At 62.0% G+C, this 14,632-nt stretch carries 18 protein-coding genes; 13 read left to right on the top strand and 5 right to left on the bottom strand.

All coding sequences use genetic code 11. The features are described from left to right. Positions 1 to 20 precede the first annotated feature (20 nt). The 11 genes from SRB521_RS10035 (at position 21) to SRB521_RS09995 (ending at position 6,745) form a co-directional block, all read left to right on the top strand. On the top strand, positions 21 to 1,064 hold the full coding sequence (locus SRB521_RS10035) for a baseplate J/gp47 family protein (RefSeq protein ID WP_129868842.1): 1,044 nt from the start codon (positions 21 to 23) through the stop codon (positions 1,062 to 1,064). Further along, entirely contained in the window at positions 1,061 to 1,594 is a 534-nt protein-coding gene (locus SRB521_RS10030; RefSeq protein WP_116722671.1) for a putative phage tail protein, read from the top strand. The genes SRB521_RS10035 and SRB521_RS10030 overlap by 4 nt, the downstream gene beginning before the upstream one ends. 1 nt (position 1,595) lies before the next feature. Next, positions 1,596 to 2,462 (top strand): hypothetical protein, encoded by an 867-nt coding sequence (locus SRB521_RS10025; RefSeq protein ID WP_129868841.1) that lies wholly within the window; start codon positions 1,596 to 1,598, stop codon positions 2,460 to 2,462. A 13-nt stretch (positions 2,463 to 2,475) separates the two neighbouring features. Beyond that, the gene (locus SRB521_RS10020) at positions 2,476 to 2,910 is read left to right on the top strand and encodes a hypothetical protein (protein ID WP_116722668.1); all 435 of its coding nucleotides are present in this window, start codon (positions 2,476 to 2,478) and stop codon (positions 2,908 to 2,910) included. A 12-nt stretch (positions 2,911 to 2,922) separates the two neighbouring features. Further along, on the top strand, positions 2,923 to 3,306 hold the full coding sequence (locus tag SRB521_RS10015) for a hypothetical protein (protein WP_116722667.1): 384 nt from the start codon (positions 2,923 to 2,925) through the stop codon (positions 3,304 to 3,306). Continuing rightward, positions 3,299 to 3,409 carry a CD1375 family protein gene (locus SRB521_RS16720; RefSeq protein ID WP_207215969.1) on the top strand — a complete coding sequence of 37 codons (111 nt, stop codon included), beginning with the start codon at positions 3,299 to 3,301 and terminating at the stop codon, positions 3,407 to 3,409. The genes SRB521_RS10015 and SRB521_RS16720 overlap by 8 nt, the downstream gene beginning before the upstream one ends. Continuing rightward, positions 3,406 to 4,698 (top strand): collagen-like domain-containing protein, encoded by a 1,293-nt coding sequence (locus SRB521_RS16715; protein WP_276330669.1) that lies wholly within the window; start codon positions 3,406 to 3,408, stop codon positions 4,696 to 4,698. Before SRB521_RS16720 ends, SRB521_RS16715 begins: the two co-directional genes overlap by 4 nt. 11 nt (positions 4,699 to 4,709) lie before the next feature. Further along, the gene (locus tag SRB521_RS16160) at positions 4,710 to 4,880 is read left to right on the top strand and encodes a hypothetical protein (protein ID WP_165366618.1); all 171 of its coding nucleotides are present in this window, start codon (positions 4,710 to 4,712) and stop codon (positions 4,878 to 4,880) included. 511 nt (positions 4,881 to 5,391) lie between these two features. Then, positions 5,392 to 6,183, top strand: a complete 792-nt coding sequence (locus SRB521_RS10005) for an N-acetylmuramoyl-L-alanine amidase (RefSeq protein ID WP_242943938.1) — start codon at positions 5,392 to 5,394, stop codon at positions 6,181 to 6,183. Positions 6,184 to 6,199: 16 nt separating this feature from the next. Further along, the gene (locus tag SRB521_RS10000; protein WP_033119390.1) at positions 6,200 to 6,448 is read left to right on the top strand and encodes a phage holin; all 249 of its coding nucleotides are present in this window, start codon (positions 6,200 to 6,202) and stop codon (positions 6,446 to 6,448) included. A 3-nt stretch (positions 6,449 to 6,451) separates the two neighbouring features. Next, positions 6,452 to 6,745, top strand: coding sequence for a hypothetical protein (locus SRB521_RS09995; RefSeq protein WP_129868794.1), 294 nt, complete (start codon positions 6,452 to 6,454; stop codon positions 6,743 to 6,745). Between the two features lie 791 nt (positions 6,746 to 7,536). Here the strand turns inward: SRB521_RS09995 and SRB521_RS09990 are convergent. From SRB521_RS09990 to coaBC, 4 genes are all read right to left on the bottom strand, one after another. After that, positions 7,537 to 8,130, bottom strand: coding sequence for a LysO family transporter (locus SRB521_RS09990; RefSeq protein WP_033116324.1), 594 nt, complete (start codon positions 8,128 to 8,130; stop codon positions 7,537 to 7,539). Next, entirely contained in the window at positions 8,127 to 8,477 is a 351-nt protein-coding gene (locus SRB521_RS16520; protein ID WP_075703624.1) for a LysO family transporter, read from the bottom strand. The genes SRB521_RS09990 and SRB521_RS16520 overlap by 4 nt, the downstream gene beginning before the upstream one ends. A gap of 158 nt (positions 8,478 to 8,635) precedes the next feature. Then, the gene (locus tag SRB521_RS09985; RefSeq protein ID WP_075703626.1) at positions 8,636 to 9,997 is read right to left on the bottom strand and encodes an MATE family efflux transporter; all 1,362 of its coding nucleotides are present in this window, start codon (positions 9,995 to 9,997) and stop codon (positions 8,636 to 8,638) included. A gap of 178 nt (positions 9,998 to 10,175) precedes the next feature. Continuing rightward, positions 10,176 to 11,384, bottom strand: a complete 1,209-nt coding sequence (coaBC, locus tag SRB521_RS09980; protein WP_075703627.1) for a bifunctional phosphopantothenoylcysteine decarboxylase/phosphopantothenate--cysteine ligase CoaBC — start codon at positions 11,382 to 11,384, stop codon at positions 10,176 to 10,178. Between the two features lie 253 nt (positions 11,385 to 11,637). Between coaBC and SRB521_RS09975 the strand changes: the two genes are divergently transcribed. Continuing rightward, a complete protein-coding gene (locus SRB521_RS09975) occupies positions 11,638 to 12,333 on the top strand; it encodes an ECF transporter S component (RefSeq protein WP_257534816.1) in 696 nt (231 codons plus the stop codon). Between the two features lie 4 nt (positions 12,334 to 12,337). Then, entirely contained in the window at positions 12,338 to 13,123 is a 786-nt protein-coding gene (locus SRB521_RS09970; RefSeq protein ID WP_058117507.1) for a type III pantothenate kinase, read from the top strand. Between the two features lie 89 nt (positions 13,124 to 13,212). Here the strand turns inward: SRB521_RS09970 and SRB521_RS09965 are convergent, their stop codons facing one another. Then, positions 13,213 to 14,565 (bottom strand): 8-oxoguanine deaminase, encoded by a 1,353-nt coding sequence (locus SRB521_RS09965; RefSeq protein WP_033116320.1) that lies wholly within the window; start codon positions 14,563 to 14,565, stop codon positions 13,213 to 13,215. Positions 14,566 to 14,632: the final 67 nt, after the last annotated feature.

Here is a 14,632-nt window from a genome sequence, read left to right as displayed (position 1 = left end):
GTGCGGGGAGGCGAATACGCGTGTTTGAAGATATCACACCTGAGAGCATCAAGGCGGCCATCCTGGCGGAGGCCGGAGAGAGCCTGGAGACCCGTGAGGGGAGCTTTCTGGACTCCATGGCGGGGCCCGCCGCGCTGGAGATCTGGAAGGTCTACCAGGCGATGAACGCGGTGGTGTCCATCGCCTTCGTGGACGAGAGCTCGGGGGGCTACCTGGACCTGGAGGGGGCCAAGTACGGCATCACCCGGAGGCCGGGCGCCAAAGCACGGTGTACCATGACCCTCACCGGCACGGCGGGGGCGACGGTACCGGCGGGAACGGTGTTCGTCACGCCGGGCGGGCTGGAGTTCGCCCTGACGGAGGCGGTGGTCCTCACCGGGAGCGGCGACGCAGGCACGGCGGAGGCGGCGGAGGTGGGCGGCGCGTACAACGTGGAGGCGGGGGAGCTGTCCCAGATGGCGGCGACGCTGCCGGGGCTGTCCTCCTGGACCAACGGCCCCGCCGCCGGCGGCACGGACCCGGAGAGCGACGGGGCCCTCTATGAGCGCATCCACGCCTACCTGAGCCGCCCGGCCACCTCCGGAAACGCCTACCACTACGAGCAGTGGGCGCTGGAGGTGGCGGGCGTGGGCGCCGCGAGGGTATTCCCCCTGTGGAACGGCGCGGGGACGGTCAAGGTGGTGCTGGTGGACGGCGGCATGGAGCCCGCCTCGGCGGAGATCGTGGCGGCGGTACAGGCCCACATCGAGGCGAACCGGCCCATCGGGGCCACGGTGACGGTGGCGGCGGCCGCGCCGCTGAGCATCAACGTGACGGCGGCGGTGACGCTGGATGGGAGCGCCCCCCTCAGCCAGGTTAAGACGGAGTTCGAGGCGGCGCTGGACACCTATCTCATGGAGCTGGCCTTCTCGGCCTCCACCCTGCGGTATAACCAGGTGGCCTATCTGCTGCTGAGCATCCAGGGAGTGTCCGATTTTACGGCGCTGACGATCAACGGCGGCACGGGCAACGTGAGCATCGGGGATGAGCAGGTGCCTGTGAAGGGGACGGTGACGCTGACGTGAAACTGATTGGCTATCTGCCGGACTTCTACGCCGCCTCGCCCCAGATCGCGGCCCTCCAGGGGGCGCTGGAGCAGCAGACCGAGGCCCTGTGGACGGCGGAGAACGGGCTCATCGATCAACTGGACGTTAACAAGGCCACCTGGGGACTGTCCTGCTGGGAGGCGTCCCTGGGGCTGGATGTGGACGTGTCCCGCCCCGACGCCTACCGGCGGACCCGCATCCTCTCCAAGCTGCGGGGGCAGGGCACCACCACCGTGGCCATGATCCAGAACGTGGCCGAGAGCTTTTACAACGGCCAGGTGGCGGTGGAGGAGCAGCCGGAGGCATACCGTTTCGACATCCGGTTCCTGAGCAGCATCGGGGTGCCGCCCAACCTGGACGACCTGTCGGCGGCCCTGGAGGAGATCAAGCCCGCGCACCTGGCATACGACTACATCATCCTCTACCGGACTTGGGGAGAGCTGGAGGAGAAGACCTGGGGAGAGCTGGAGAGCCGGACCTGGGATGAGATTTTAGGAGGTGAGCTCTGAGATGGAGCAGACAACGAATTATGGCCTCAATAAGCCGGGCGGCAGCGACTATGCCAGGATCGACGCGCTCAACGCCAATATGGACGCCGTCGACGCGGCGCTGAAGGACCTGGAGGAGAGCAAGGCGGAGGGGGCGGCGCTGGCGGCGCACGAAGCGGACGGGGTGAAGCACGTCAGCGCGGCGGAGCGGACGGCCTGGAACGCCAAGGCGGACGGAACGGCAACCAGCGCGCACATCGCCAACACCAACAACCCCCATGGGGTGACGGCGGCCCAGGTGGGGGCGCTCCCCCTGTCGGGCGGAACGCTGACGGGAAACCTTGATATTGCCAAAACCATAGCAAGCGTGGTCTTAAGGACTGGAGACTCGTCAAACCGCCTGTCAGGCTGCCTGATGAAAAACGCAAATGTAGAGGGCACTGTAGACGATGGGCTATATCTGACAGACTATGGCGCTGACGGCTCTGAGGCCACGCTAAAGATACAAGGGGGCCAGCAGCGGCTGCGGATCAAGTTGGGCGGCACGGATTATGCCGTGTATCATGAGGGGAGCAAGCCCACCCCGGCGGACATCGGGGCGGCGGTGAAGTACCGGTATACGGCGACGATCCCCACCGGAACATGGACGGAGGTATCCGGGGGCGGGTACTACAAGGACGTCACAGTATCTGGTATTACGGCGGCCATGACTCCCTGCGTGGGCGTGGTGCAGACCTCTGATGTCGTCGCCTCGGAGCTTATGGTGGAGGAGTTCGCCAACAACATTCGCAGGATCGAGACTATGGCTGGCAAAATCCGGGTCTACACCAGGACCGACGGCGCAGCTCCGTCCGTCAATATACCGATCCAGCTCGTGGGCACGGTGTGAGGAGGGTGGGGGTATGAGCGATTGTATTTTGCCGGTGATGGGTGACAATTTGTCGACCAAGCTGTGCAGCGGGAAGAAACTTCGAAAGGTAATCGACGCGACCTGCACCTCCACATCTTTTAGAGACTTTACGTTCAGCGGAATTACTGCGGCGGAATTGAAATCCCTGCTTATCGGGAGCCCAATATTGATGATGGCATGCGAGTCAACTGACTATTACATCACAGTTTTTGGAGCTGCGGCGGGAGTAACAGATTCAGCTACATCAGCACAATTTTATGCATCAGGGCTGAATGTAACCAAATCCAATGCGGCAAGCACTGGATACACGGGAAGTTTCTTTTCCGTCACCTTTGATACGCTTTTGGTGAGGCACACCTATAGCAACGGTTCTCGCGTTCCCTATGGCATCGATGGGACGGCGGCTAAATTTTATGTTTTTAACTGAGGAGGGTGGAGCATGATCTTAAAAACCAATGGCCAGGAGGCGGAACTGCTGTCCTTTGTCCCTGGCGCACAGATGGTATGTCTGGAGACGGCGGAGCCGGTGGAACTGGGAGAGAGCCTGGAGGTGTGGACCGAGCTGGAGGACGGGCCTTTCCTGCTGGCCTCCTATACCGTGGCCGACTGGCTGCGGGTGGGACAGACGGGCGGATCGATCTGCCTGACACAGCTCCCCGTCCCGGAGCCCACCCCTGAGCCCGAGCCGGAGCCGGACGCGCTCACCCAGACCCAGCTTGCCGTGGCGGAGCTGGCACAGGTGGTCGAGGACAACAACACTGCAGCGCAGCTCGCCATCGCGGAGCTTGCCGAGGCGCTGCTGGGAGGTGAGACAAGTGTCTAAGCTGTACGTTGACATGATCCGCAAGGGCTTAAAGACCATCGACGACGTGCCCCTGCGCTGGCGCGCAGAGGTCCGGGCGCTGCTGGAGGAGGCGCAGGCATGATTAGGCTTGATAACTGGTGGGTGAGTCTGGATCTGGGAGATCGTGTGATCGGCTACGAGTCGGACCACCTGCACCGGCGGCTGGAGATCGCCGCGGACCTGGACGCGGGGTGGGCGGTGAAGCTGGATATGGCTCTGGGGAAGGTAAAGAACGTGGTGGACCTGGAGCGGACCGGGGACGTGCTGTGGGTGGACCTCACGCGGGATATCCTGGCCTCCGACGGGCTGTACCGCTGTCAGCTCCGGGGGCTCAAAGGGGATACGGTGGCCCACAGCAACCAGTTTGAACTGCTGGTGAGCGGGAGCATCAACGCTGCGGAGGCATTTCCGAGCGTCGAGCCCTCGGAGCTTGCCCAGATGGAGGCCAGGGTCACGCAGGCCAAGGCCGACGCAGTGGCCGCCGCAGACCGGGCGGAAGCGGCGGCGGTCCACCCGCCCAAGCTGTCCGGGGATCAGACGTGGATGGTGTGGGACCTGGAGAGCGGGGCGTATCAGGATACCGGTGTCTACTCCGGCGGGGCGGCCCCCAACATTGGGCCCGATGGGAATTGGGTCGTCGGCGGCGTGGATACCGGCGTATCGGCGACCGGTCCCAGAGGAGAACAGGGACCTATCGGTCCCGCCGGTCCCCAGGGAGAGAAGGGAGATCCAGGAGAGCAGGGTCTACAGGGCATCCAGGGCGAGACGGGGCCACAAGGCCCGCAAGGGCCCAAAGGTGACACCGGAGACACCGGCCCGCAGGGTCCCGCAGGTGCGGATGGCGTCGGCCTCCCCACGGTGACCGCAGAGGACAACGGCATGTATGCGGGCGTGGTGGACGGAGCGTGGGGCAAGGTGAGCGCGCCGGGTGGGGGCGGAGAGTGGACAGAGCTCTTGCGCAATGATGGGATCGTGCTCGATTCTGCCGGGGTAGGAAGTGTCCAACTTACGCTAACCCATCAGTTGAGCACATACAAAGAGATGATGTGCGCAGTGGAATGCCCAGCTAATACGAAACAATACCAGCCATCCAGCATTACGGTGGATGGGATACAAGTCGCTTTTTATCCGGGGGTTGTTCCTGCGAACACTATGAAGCAATATCTATTCCACGTTACATTATTTGGCGACGGGTCTTTTGCGGAATATTTGTCAACTGCCACAACTGATATTCTGTTTGGGGCACACCTGGGGCCAACCAACGGAGGAACCCGGTACGGGAAAATAGGAGTTCCTACAGGGCAGTTACGCATGGATTTTAATGCAGCAGACATAACCGGCACGGTAAAAGTTCGCATTTTGGCAAGATAGGAGGGAAGCACGTGAGGGTTTATGATAACGGCATCTACCGCGACGCCACAGCAGAAGAACTCGCGGAGCTGGAGGCCATGGGACAGGCCCAGCCCCCCATCTCGCCCACAGTGACGGAACGGCTCTCCGCGCTGGAGGCGGCCATGCTGGGGCTGATGATGGGAGGGACAGGCGATGGTTGAGTTTATCCGCATTCAGTATCGTCTGGGCCGTCTGACGGCGGAGCAGGTGTGCTTCATGGCCCCGAAGTGGATCACTGCCGATCAGGCGGAAGAGATTATCCATATGTGACAGGCCAACTTGGCCGGAAAGGAAAATTATTATGAAGCATCTGTACGAGTACATCAACGAGATCATGGACATCGCCGAAGTCAATCAGGTGGAGCCGCAGAACACCGTTTAGAGCCTGGGATGATCTGATTTCATCATGGGCGACGGTGGACGCAAGGTGAACTATTACAACAGATCGACTGGGGATATGGCGCAGGGCCGGGACCCGAGCCAGAATCTGATTTTAGTCTACAAACGCAAGGGAGGGCCCCATCCGAGCACGACGGCAGCGGGTCGGATGGGGAGAGGAGGAACGACGGAGCGGATGAGACCTGCCCGGGAGGGCGGAGCGAAGGATGCGAAGTCGGTGAGGACGGCAAGGAGGAGAAGGCAATAAGCGAAGCATACCAGGTGACGCCCTCGGTGGGCGTGAACATCCGCAGCGGCCCCGGAACGGGCTATTCCAAGGTCGGCGCTTACGCGCAGGGCACTGTGGTGACGGTCACGGCCACACGGGACGGCTGGGGACAGACGGAGAAGGGCTGGGTCAGTCTGGACTATCTGGAGGCTGTGGAGGCCGCGCAGCGAGTCACAGACAACGGCCTGCGCATCCAGGCGCGGTACATCGACGCCGGGCGGAAGAACCGCCCGGGCGGCGTCAACCCGTGCGGCTACATTACTATCCATGAGACTGGCAACGCGGCCAGGGGCGCCGACGCGGCGGCCCATGCCTCCTACCTGAACAGCGCCGCCGGAGAGGCCGCTCTGGTGAGCTGGCACTACACGGTGGACGACCACGCTATTGTGCAGCATCTGTCCGACGGCGAGACGGCCTACCACGCGGGGGACGGCTCCAAGGGGACCGGCAACGCCCGGAGCATTGGGGTCGAAATCTGCGTCAACGCGGACGGCGACTTTGCCAAGGCCAGAGAAAACGCGGCCTCGCTGGTGCGGCTGCTGATGGAGGAGCATGGTATCCCCATCGGTCATGTGGTCCAGCACAATCACTGGAACGGCAAGGACTGTCCGTACACCATCCGGCACACAAGCGGGACCTGGGAGGCATTCCTGGTGTTGTGCGAGGGAGGGCCGTGTGCAAAGACGAACCGGCAGACGGTACAGGCGCGCTTCGGGCTGGCCGACGAGACCATGGACTACCTGGAGGCGTACAAATACGGGGCGGCCCTGCTGCAAAAGCTGGCCGCGGCAAATTAGGAGAGGAGTACTTATCATGACCAACAAGATCAGCGCGGGCACGATTGCCCGGACCGTTGTACTGCTGCTGGCCCTGGTCAACCAGGTGCTGAGCATGCTGGGCGTCCAGACCATCCCCATCGCGGACGAGGACGTCAACACCCTCATCGCCACCGGCTGGACCATAGCCGCCTCCCTGGCGGCGTGGTGGAAGAACAACAGCTTTACACAGGCCGCCCTTGCGGGGGACGCCCTGAAGGACGAAATCAGGGCCAGGGAGGAGTAAGCCATGGCGGAGGACATCGCGGTCAAGGTGGCCGAAATTGATCAGCGGAGCAAATCGAACACCCACCGGCTGGACAAGGTGGAGGAGCGACAGGACAACCTGGACAAGCTGGTGTCCTCCGTGGAGGTGTTGGCGACACGGCAGGAGACGGTGGAGACCGACGTGAAGGAGATTAAGAGCGACGTGAAGGCTCTCACCGAGAGGCCCGCCAAGCGCTGGGACGGTATCGTGGACAAGCTCATTTGGCTGGCCGTCTCGGGCGCTGTGGGATTCCTTGCGGCACAGATCGTGAGATAGTCGAAGAAAGCCCCCGCCACCCCAGTAGGGGGTGGTGGGGGCTACTTTGCGAGCACAAAATTATATTATCTATATGGATGGCGGGGGTGAAGAAAAAAGAGTGAGCTGGGTTAAGGGCGGGTCCCAGAGACTCCCTCGTTCTCGTGGGGGCCCTTGGGACCGTTTTTTTGGTGCTTATTTGATGCTTGTGCGCATCAAAATTAAGATAAATCGGCGGGCCAACGCGAAACAGAGGAACCGAAAAACTTATGCAGTACAAGGCTTTGCGGCTACAGACGAATATAGAAAAAACATAGTTAGGCGCACTCGTAATGCGCAGGTCGTCAGTTCAAATCTGACCAGTAGCTCCACGTCGGGGCAAACTCCGCTTTGCTCCGACGTCTTTTTATCCTCGGAACAAAAAGAACGCATCGGCCCGCTCCCTTTTCCTGTGGTCAAAGTCGAACCCGCTCCCTTAGGCTTTGACTTTGCGGCCGCTCTTCCAGCTCGTTTCAAGCGATATATCGCTTGAAACGAGCTTTTCTCTCTCCATGAAAGGCATCCTTACGCCTCCTCTGGTATCGGCCATTCTGCCGGGGGCGCATTTGACAAGGCTTGCCTTCAGCAGCGATTTTTCACGGCTGGAGAACAGCGATTGGCCCGTTAAGAACAAAAAGAAACGCCAGCCTGTCAGTTGGTGTTTCTTTTTGAGATCGGATGCGCACGAAGCGAGGGGCAAAAACGTTCGGCCTGTGTGTCGTTATTGCGGAGGTCCAGGGATGCCTCTGCCGCGACGGAACGATTTTCACACGTCAAAGCTGCATGATCAGAGGGACAAGCACTGGTACGGCAAAGGAGAGAATGACGCCGGAGACAAAGGAGTAGATGGTGATACGCTCGTGAGTGGAACCCACCACAACGGGCAGAACGGTGTCCATCGCCGCGGCGCCGGGCAGGGCGACACATTCAATGAAGCCCAGGCGCTGGGCAACGATGGGAATGAGAAGGATGGAACCCACCTCCCGCATGACATTGGAGAGAAAAGCCACGGCGGAGAGGGTGGCCGAATAGGAGGAGAGGAGCATGGGGGCCAGGGAATACCAGCCGAAACCGGCGCTGGCGGCCATGGCCTCCTGGGCGGTGAGGGGCAGGAAAAGGCTGCTTACGGCGGCAAAGCCGATGGTCCCCACGGCTACAGCGACAGGGATCAGAAGGACCTTAAAGCCGGCGGCCCTGATATCCCGCCAGACGTTGCCCTGCCTCCCCATGTCCACACCCACCAGAAAGAGGATCAGACAGAGTCCCACGGTAATAAAGGTGCCACAGTGGGCGGCCAGGGCCTCGGGAACAAAGAAGTACCCGGCCAGAATGCCGCCGACAACGGCGCCGATGATCCACTTAGTCATAGCTTGCCCTCCTCCTGTTCACAGTTGGTCCGCTTCTGCGCGGCGGTACGGCCTTCCCGGTCCAGCTTCAGGAGTCGGCGGACCAGAGAGACACACAAGATAGAGCCGGCCAGGGCAAAAACGGTGATGATCAGGGCGGAGAGCCCGATCTCCCCCAGGGAGGAGATCACCTTGTCATCCGCACCGATCTCCACGCCGAGAACGGCGATCAGAGCAATGAGGGCCACAAACTGCACCCTTCCGAGCCAGGGAAGTTCCCGGCTCCGCACCGATTTGCGGGAGCCCACGAGAACGCCCATTGCCAACATCCCGATGTACAGGAGGAGGCTGAAATCCATATACTGCATGTGACGAATCTCCTTCTCTTTGATGGCGCGATCTCTTCCCACTGAGACCGCTCAACCAATCCACACCTCGTAAGGGTAGCAGATATGGCGGGGGATTGCAAGCGGCAGAGAGAAAAAACGGGACCGGCAGTGGCCGGTCCCGTTTTTAGAGCGTGCGCTTAAATCACGGTTTTGGTCTTCCAGCGCCCACGGAGGAAGCGGAAAAGAAACACGGCGGTGCGGAGGACCCAGTCGATGAACATGGCGATCCACACACCCAGCAGACCAATATAGGGCACCAACAGATAGGAAAAACCCACCCGGAACACCCACATGGAGAACATGGAGACGATCATGGTGAATCTGGCGTCTCCGGCGGCGCGGAGGGCGTTGGGCAGAACAAAGGACATAGGCCAGAAAACAGCGGTGAAGACCGAGCACCAGCGGAGGACCTCCACGGCCATCCGGGCGGCGGCAGGCGTAAGCCCGAAAAAGGACACCACCGGGCCTGCGGCAAAGAAGAGGGACAGGCTCAGCGCGCCCATGGACAGATAGACGATGGTCATGAGCTTCCTGGTATAGCCCACGGCCTGCCTGGAGTCGCCCGCCCCCATACACTGGCCGACCACAGTGATCAAAGACAGGGACACGGCGTTGCCCGGGACATTGACCATGGCGGCCACGCTGTTGGCAATGGCGTTGGCAGCGGTGGCGGAAGTGCCCAGGGGAGTGACCAGCCCCAGCACCATCAGCTTCCCGACCTGGAACATACCATTTTCCATGCCGTTGGGGACGCCGATGCGGAGAATCTTTTTGACCAACTGATTCTGAAATTCCGGGCGGAACAGTCCGGAGATATGGATGGGGTTGTGGGGCTGGCAAATGAGCCAGGTCATGAGAAGCGCGCCCACCAGGCGGGAGGCCAGGGTGCCAAAACCGGCGCCCGCCACACCGATGCCCACACCGTAGATGAGCGCGGCGTTGAGACCGATGTTGACGATATTCATGAGGAGGGAGGCGAACATGGAGACCTTGCTGTTGCCCATGGAACGGAACAGGGCGGCCCCGGCGTTGTAGACGGCGAGGAAGGGATAAGAGATGGCGGTGAGAAGAAAGTAGGTCATGGCGGCGGTCATCACGTCGTCATCCAGCGTTCCGAAGACCAGCCGCAGGATGGGTTCGCGGAAAAGGAGGCAGACGGCCATCATAGCAGTGGAGAGAGCCGCAATGGCATAAAAAAGCTGCTTGGCGGCAGCGCAGGCGTTGGGCTCATCCCGGGACCCCAGGTATTGCGCGGCCACCACCGCGCCGCCGGTGGCCAGGGCGGAGAAAATATTGATGAGCAGGATGCTGATGTTGTCCACTAGGGACACGCCAGAGACGGCGTGTTCGCCCACCGAGGTCACCATCATCGTGTCGGCCATACCGATGGTCATGGCCAGAAACTGTTCAATGACAAGAGGGATGATCAGCCGCCGCAGCGCACTGCCGGAAAAAAGCGGTGGGCGGACGTCCGTCTGAACTGCAACCTGTTCCAGCATGAAAGTTCCTCCTATCCTGCTGTCTTGCAATCAATCGACAAACACCCATTTTACCACGGCGGTACAGAATTGCAACGAGGATATTACACAAAAAAGAGGAACAAAAGCCTGCGGACTTGAGAGCGGATCCCGTGGAAAGGCCGGGAGAACGTCCTGACGCTGGGGCTGGTGACCGGGGCTAAGTCCGGGTGCTCCTCAGGGCCAGAAGCTCGTCCAGCAGCCTGTGGGCGGCCTCGTCCTTGGAGAGAAGCGGGAGGGGAATCTCCCGCTCCGCGGTGATGAGGGTGAGCAGGTTGGTGGCGGTTCCAAACCCCGCGCCCTCCTCCCTGAGGTTGTTGGCGGCGATCAGATCCAGGTGCTTTTTCGCCAGCTTCTTCCGGGAATTTTCAAGGAGGTCGCGGGTCTCCATAGAGAAGCCGCACAGGAGCTGTCCGGGACGGCGGTGCTCGCCGAGCCAGCCCAAAATATCGTCGGTGCGCTCCAGCGGCAGGGAGAGGTCCCGCGCTTCGGCGGATTTTTTGATCTTGTCCGCGGCTACGCTGCGAGGACGGTAATCCGCCACAGCGGCGGCCTTTATAATGAGATCCATGGAGGCCGAGAGGGCGGTCACCGCCTGGAACATCTCTCGGGCGGAGGTCACCTCCACGACCTCCATATAGGCCGGGCGCGGGAGCTCCGTGGGCCCGGTGACGAGGGTCACGGAGGCGCCGCGGGCGGCGGCGGCTCTGGCGACGGCATAGCCCATCCGTCCCGTGGAGTGGTTGGTGAGGTAGCGTACGGGGTCCAGCGCCTCCCGGGTGGGCCCTGCGGTGACCAGTACCCGGAGCCCGCACATGTCCTTTTCGTGGGACAGGGCGTGGAGAACGGATTCCAGCATGACCTGCGGGTCGGGTAGCTTGCCCCGCCCCACAGCGCCGCAGGCCAGCCGCCCGCTGGCAGGTTCCATGATCTCCCAGCCGTAGCGCCGCAGCAGGTCCAGGTTGTCCTGCGTCACCGGATTTTCGTACATGCGTGTGTTCATGGCCGGCGCGGCCAGCTTGGGGCAGTCGCAGGCCAGTACCGTGGTGGTCAGCATATCGTCCGCCAGACCGTGGGCCAGCTTGGCAAGCACATTTGCCGTGGCCGGAGCGATGACCACCAGATCGGCCTGATCCGCCAGAGCGATGTGCTCCACCTGATGGGGATAATTTCGGTCAAAGGTGTCCACAACGGACCGGTTTCCGGTGAGCGATTCAAACGTGAGGGGTGTGATGAACTCCGTGGCGTGGGCGGTCATCAGCACATGGACGCTGCAGTGCTGCTTAACCAGGGCGGAGGCCAGCTCCGCCGCCTTATAGCAGGCGATCCCGCCGGTCACGCCCAAAAGTACTGTTTTTCCCTTCAGCATAACAAAGCCCCCCGTTTTCTTAAAATTCTGGGAGAAAGTATATCAGAGTTGGGGGATGCTGTAAATAAAAAGCGGGAAAATAGTATTGAGATTTTCCGGCCGATCCTCTATAATAGACGCCGTCAAAGCCCGGTCCGGAGCCGCTGTACTCGTGTGTGGGACGGCAGGCTCCCGTGGCGGATGCGGGGCGGAGGCCACCTATTTTGATGCGCTGTATCCCCGAGAGGGAACGGCAGCAGGAGGTAATGAAAAAGTGAAAAACGCGCAGAATCGGACCAGCAGGAGCAGCCAGGTCTATGGCCTTGTACTGCTCGCCATGTTCTCGGCCATCATTTTTCTCCTGGCGTTCACGCCCATCGGACTCATCGATCTGCCCCTCATCAAGGCCACCATTCTCCATGTGCCGGTCATCATCGGCTCCATTCTGCTGGGGCCGAAGAAGGGGGCGTTCCTCGGCGGCATATTTGGGCTGACCAGTCTGATCAAGAATACGATGATGCCCAGCGCCCTCTCCTTTGCCTTTTCACCCTTCATCCCTGTGCCCGGCACAGACCGCGGCAGCTTATGGGCGCTGGTCATCTGCTTTGTGCCCCGCATCCTGGTGGGCGTGACCCCCTGGATGATGTACCGGCTGGTCAGATTGGTGTTCTCCCGCGGGAACGCGGGGGTCAGGGCGGGGGGTATGGCGGTGTCCGCCGTGATCGGCGCCTTTACCAATACGGCGTTGGTCATGGGCATGATCTTCCTGGCATTCCGCCAGGCTTACGCCGCCATGAACGGTGTGCCCGTAGACGCGGTCCTGGGGATCATTCTGGGGATCGTGGCCGGCAACGGGATACCGGAGGCCATTGTGGCGGCGGTCATCACGCCTGCGGTGGCGTTGCCCCTGGCCCAGGCCCTTCACCTGGACAAGACGACGCCGGCGCCCTCCGCCGGCCAGCCTGCCTGAGCCTATGATTCTGACCGTTGATATTGGGAACACGAATGTAGTCGTGGGCGGCTTTGCGGGAGAGGAGCCCTCCTTCGTGGACCGCCTGCCCAGCAGCCGGGAGTGGGACGGGACCGCATGGCGTGAGGCGCTGGGCAAGCTCCTCCGGGAGAGGGGACTGACGGCAGACAAGATAGCAGGAAGCGCGCTTTGCTCCGTGGTGCCGGAACTGACGGAGCGCCTTCGAAGCGCCCTGCGGGAGGTGACGCGCCGCCCTGTGCGGACGGTTGATGCGGAGCTGGACGTCGGACTCGTCCTGGCGGGCTATGACCGACGGACGCTGGGCAATGACAGGGTGGTGGATGCGGTATCCGCCTTGGCGCGCTATGCGCCGCCCCTGGCCGTCTTTGATCTGGGGACGGCCACCACATTATCCGTATTGGACCGGGAGGGAGCGTTTCTGGGCGGGATGATCCTGCCCGGACTGGGACTCTCTGTAGAAGCCTTGGCCGCCCGGGCCTCCCAGCTTCCGCCCATCCCTTTGGAGGCGCCGGCCACCCTGCTGGGCACCGATGCGGTATCCTGCATGCAGAGCGGGGCGATTTACGGCGCTGCGGCCCAGATCGACGGCCTGACGGCGCGGGTGGAGGAGCTGCTTGGACAGCCTGTGACCGCGGTGGTCACAGGCGGGTTGAGCGGCCTGGTCTGCCCCTACTGCCGGCGAGCGGTGTTCCGTGACGAACATTTGCTGCTGCGGGGGCTGCATCTGATCTACCGGGGTATACGGGGAAGCGCGGCCGGACAGACCTGACGCACCGTACCTCTGCCACGGGGGTACTGCACGCCGGGAAAGGAAAGGAGGGGGCGTCCGCACAACTGTGCGGACGCCCCCTCCTTTCCTCAGCGGCCCAGATAGCGCGCGACCACCCGGTTTGCCTCATAGGCGGTCTCCCGCTCATCGATGGTGGTGAGCTCCCCATGCTGGACGACGGGAACGCCGTTTACGATGGTGTAGTCCACGTCGCCCTTGAAGCCCACGGTGCCCAGCATGGACATGGGATCAAACTGCGCGCCCACCAGGCTCAGGCGGTTGAGATCGATCAGGAAGAGGTCAGCTGCCTTTCCGGCGGCGAGGCAGCCGATGTCGTCCCGACCCAGCAGCCGGGCGGAGCCTCGGGTGGCAAGCTTCAGCACATCGTAGCCTGTGGGGGCGGCGGCGCTGGCGTGGAGCCGGTGGAGCAGATAACACACGCGCATTTCCTCCAGCAGACTGGAGCCGTCGTTGGAGGCCGCGCCATCCACGGCCAGCCCCACCGGGATGTCCAGCCGGAGCAGCTCCGGCACCCGGCATACGCCGGAGGAGAGCTTCATATTGGACGCGGGACAGTGGGCCACGCCGGTGCCCGTCTCCGCCAGGATGCGCAGCTCGTCGTCGTTGAAGTGGATGCCGTGGGCATACCAGACGTCCGGCCCGGTCCAGCCCAGAGACTGCATGTAGGCTATGGGGCGGAGACCGAATTTCTCCAGCGTAAACTGCTCCTCGTCCCTGGTCTCGGCTACGTGGGTGTGAAGGCGCACACCCAGGGTCCGGGCCAGCTTGGCGGATTCCCGGAGCAGGTCGCCGCTCACCGAAAAGGGAGAACACGGGGCCAGGGCCACCTGGCGCATGGAAAAAGGCGAAGGGTCATGCCATACCCGGACCAGCCGTTCGGAATCGGCCATGATCTCGTCGATGGTCTGCACTACCGAATCGGGGGGAAGGCCCCCATCCTTCTGAGAGAGATCCATGGAGCCGCGGGAGGCCACGAAGCGCATCCCGACCTGAGCCGCGGCCCGGAACTGAGCGGCGATGAGATCGCCTGCTCCGCGGGGAAAGACATAATGATGGTCGAAACAGGTGGTGCATCCGGTTTTCAGGAGCTCGCCCAGGCCCGTGAGGGTGGAGTAGGCGACCACCTCCTCGTCGAGCCCCTTCCAGACCTCGTACAGGGTGACCAGCCAGGGAAACAGCTCCATCTTCTGCACCTCCGGCAGGTTGCGGGAGAAGATTTGGTAGAGGTGGTGATGGGTGTTGATGAGGCCGGGGTAGACCACCATGGAGGAGGCGTCGATGATCTGGTCCGCAGTGTGGTAGTCACGGCCGATTGAGGCGATAACGCCGTCCTTGATATAGAGATTTGTGCGTTCATACAGAGTGTCCTTGTCGTCGCAGGAGACGATATACCGGGCATTTTTGATAAGCAGGGTGGGCATAAGAACGACCTCCTTCGGTACCCTTTATAGATATTATCTCCATCATATCCCAAATGGGCGCGCCCCG

It is taken from the genome of Intestinimonas butyriciproducens (genome assembly GCF_004154955.1).
Classification (GTDB): domain Bacteria; phylum Bacillota; class Clostridia; order Oscillospirales; family Oscillospiraceae; genus Intestinimonas; species Intestinimonas butyriciproducens.
This window is presented reverse-complemented; position numbering and strand designations above follow the sequence as displayed.

What these genes read in the sequence shown, in the direction of transcription:
- SRB521_RS10025 (WP_129868841.1), top strand. Translation starts at nt 1,596, where the DNA reads ATGGAGCAGACAACGAATTATGGCCTCAATAAGCCGGGCGGCAGCGAC.
- SRB521_RS10020 (WP_116722668.1), top strand. Translation starts at nt 2,476, where the DNA reads ATGAGCGATTGTATTTTGCCGGTGATGGGTGACAATTTGTCGACCAAG.
- SRB521_RS10015 (WP_116722667.1), top strand. Translation starts at nt 2,923, where the DNA reads ATGATCTTAAAAACCAATGGCCAGGAGGCGGAACTGCTGTCCTTTGTC.
- SRB521_RS16715 (WP_276330669.1), top strand. Translation starts at nt 3,406, where the DNA reads ATGATTAGGCTTGATAACTGGTGGGTGAGTCTGGATCTGGGAGATCGT.
- SRB521_RS10000 (WP_033119390.1), top strand. Translation starts at nt 6,200, where the DNA reads ATGACCAACAAGATCAGCGCGGGCACGATTGCCCGGACCGTTGTACTG.
- SRB521_RS09995 (WP_129868794.1), top strand. Translation starts at nt 6,452, where the DNA reads ATGGCGGAGGACATCGCGGTCAAGGTGGCCGAAATTGATCAGCGGAGC.
- SRB521_RS09990 (WP_033116324.1), bottom strand. Translation starts at nt 8,130, where the DNA reads ATGACTAAGTGGATCATCGGCGCCGTTGTCGGCGGCATTCTGGCCGGG.
- SRB521_RS16520 (WP_075703624.1), bottom strand. Translation starts at nt 8,477, where the DNA reads ATGCAGTATATGGATTTCAGCCTCCTCCTGTACATCGGGATGTTGGCA.
- SRB521_RS09985 (WP_075703626.1), bottom strand. Translation starts at nt 9,997, where the DNA reads ATGCTGGAACAGGTTGCAGTTCAGACGGACGTCCGCCCACCGCTTTTT.
- coaBC (WP_075703627.1), bottom strand. Translation starts at nt 11,384, where the DNA reads ATGCTGAAGGGAAAAACAGTACTTTTGGGCGTGACCGGCGGGATCGCC.
- SRB521_RS09970 (WP_058117507.1), top strand. Translation starts at nt 12,338, where the DNA reads ATGATTCTGACCGTTGATATTGGGAACACGAATGTAGTCGTGGGCGGC.
- SRB521_RS09965 (WP_033116320.1), bottom strand. Translation starts at nt 14,565, where the DNA reads ATGCCCACCCTGCTTATCAAAAATGCCCGGTATATCGTCTCCTGCGAC.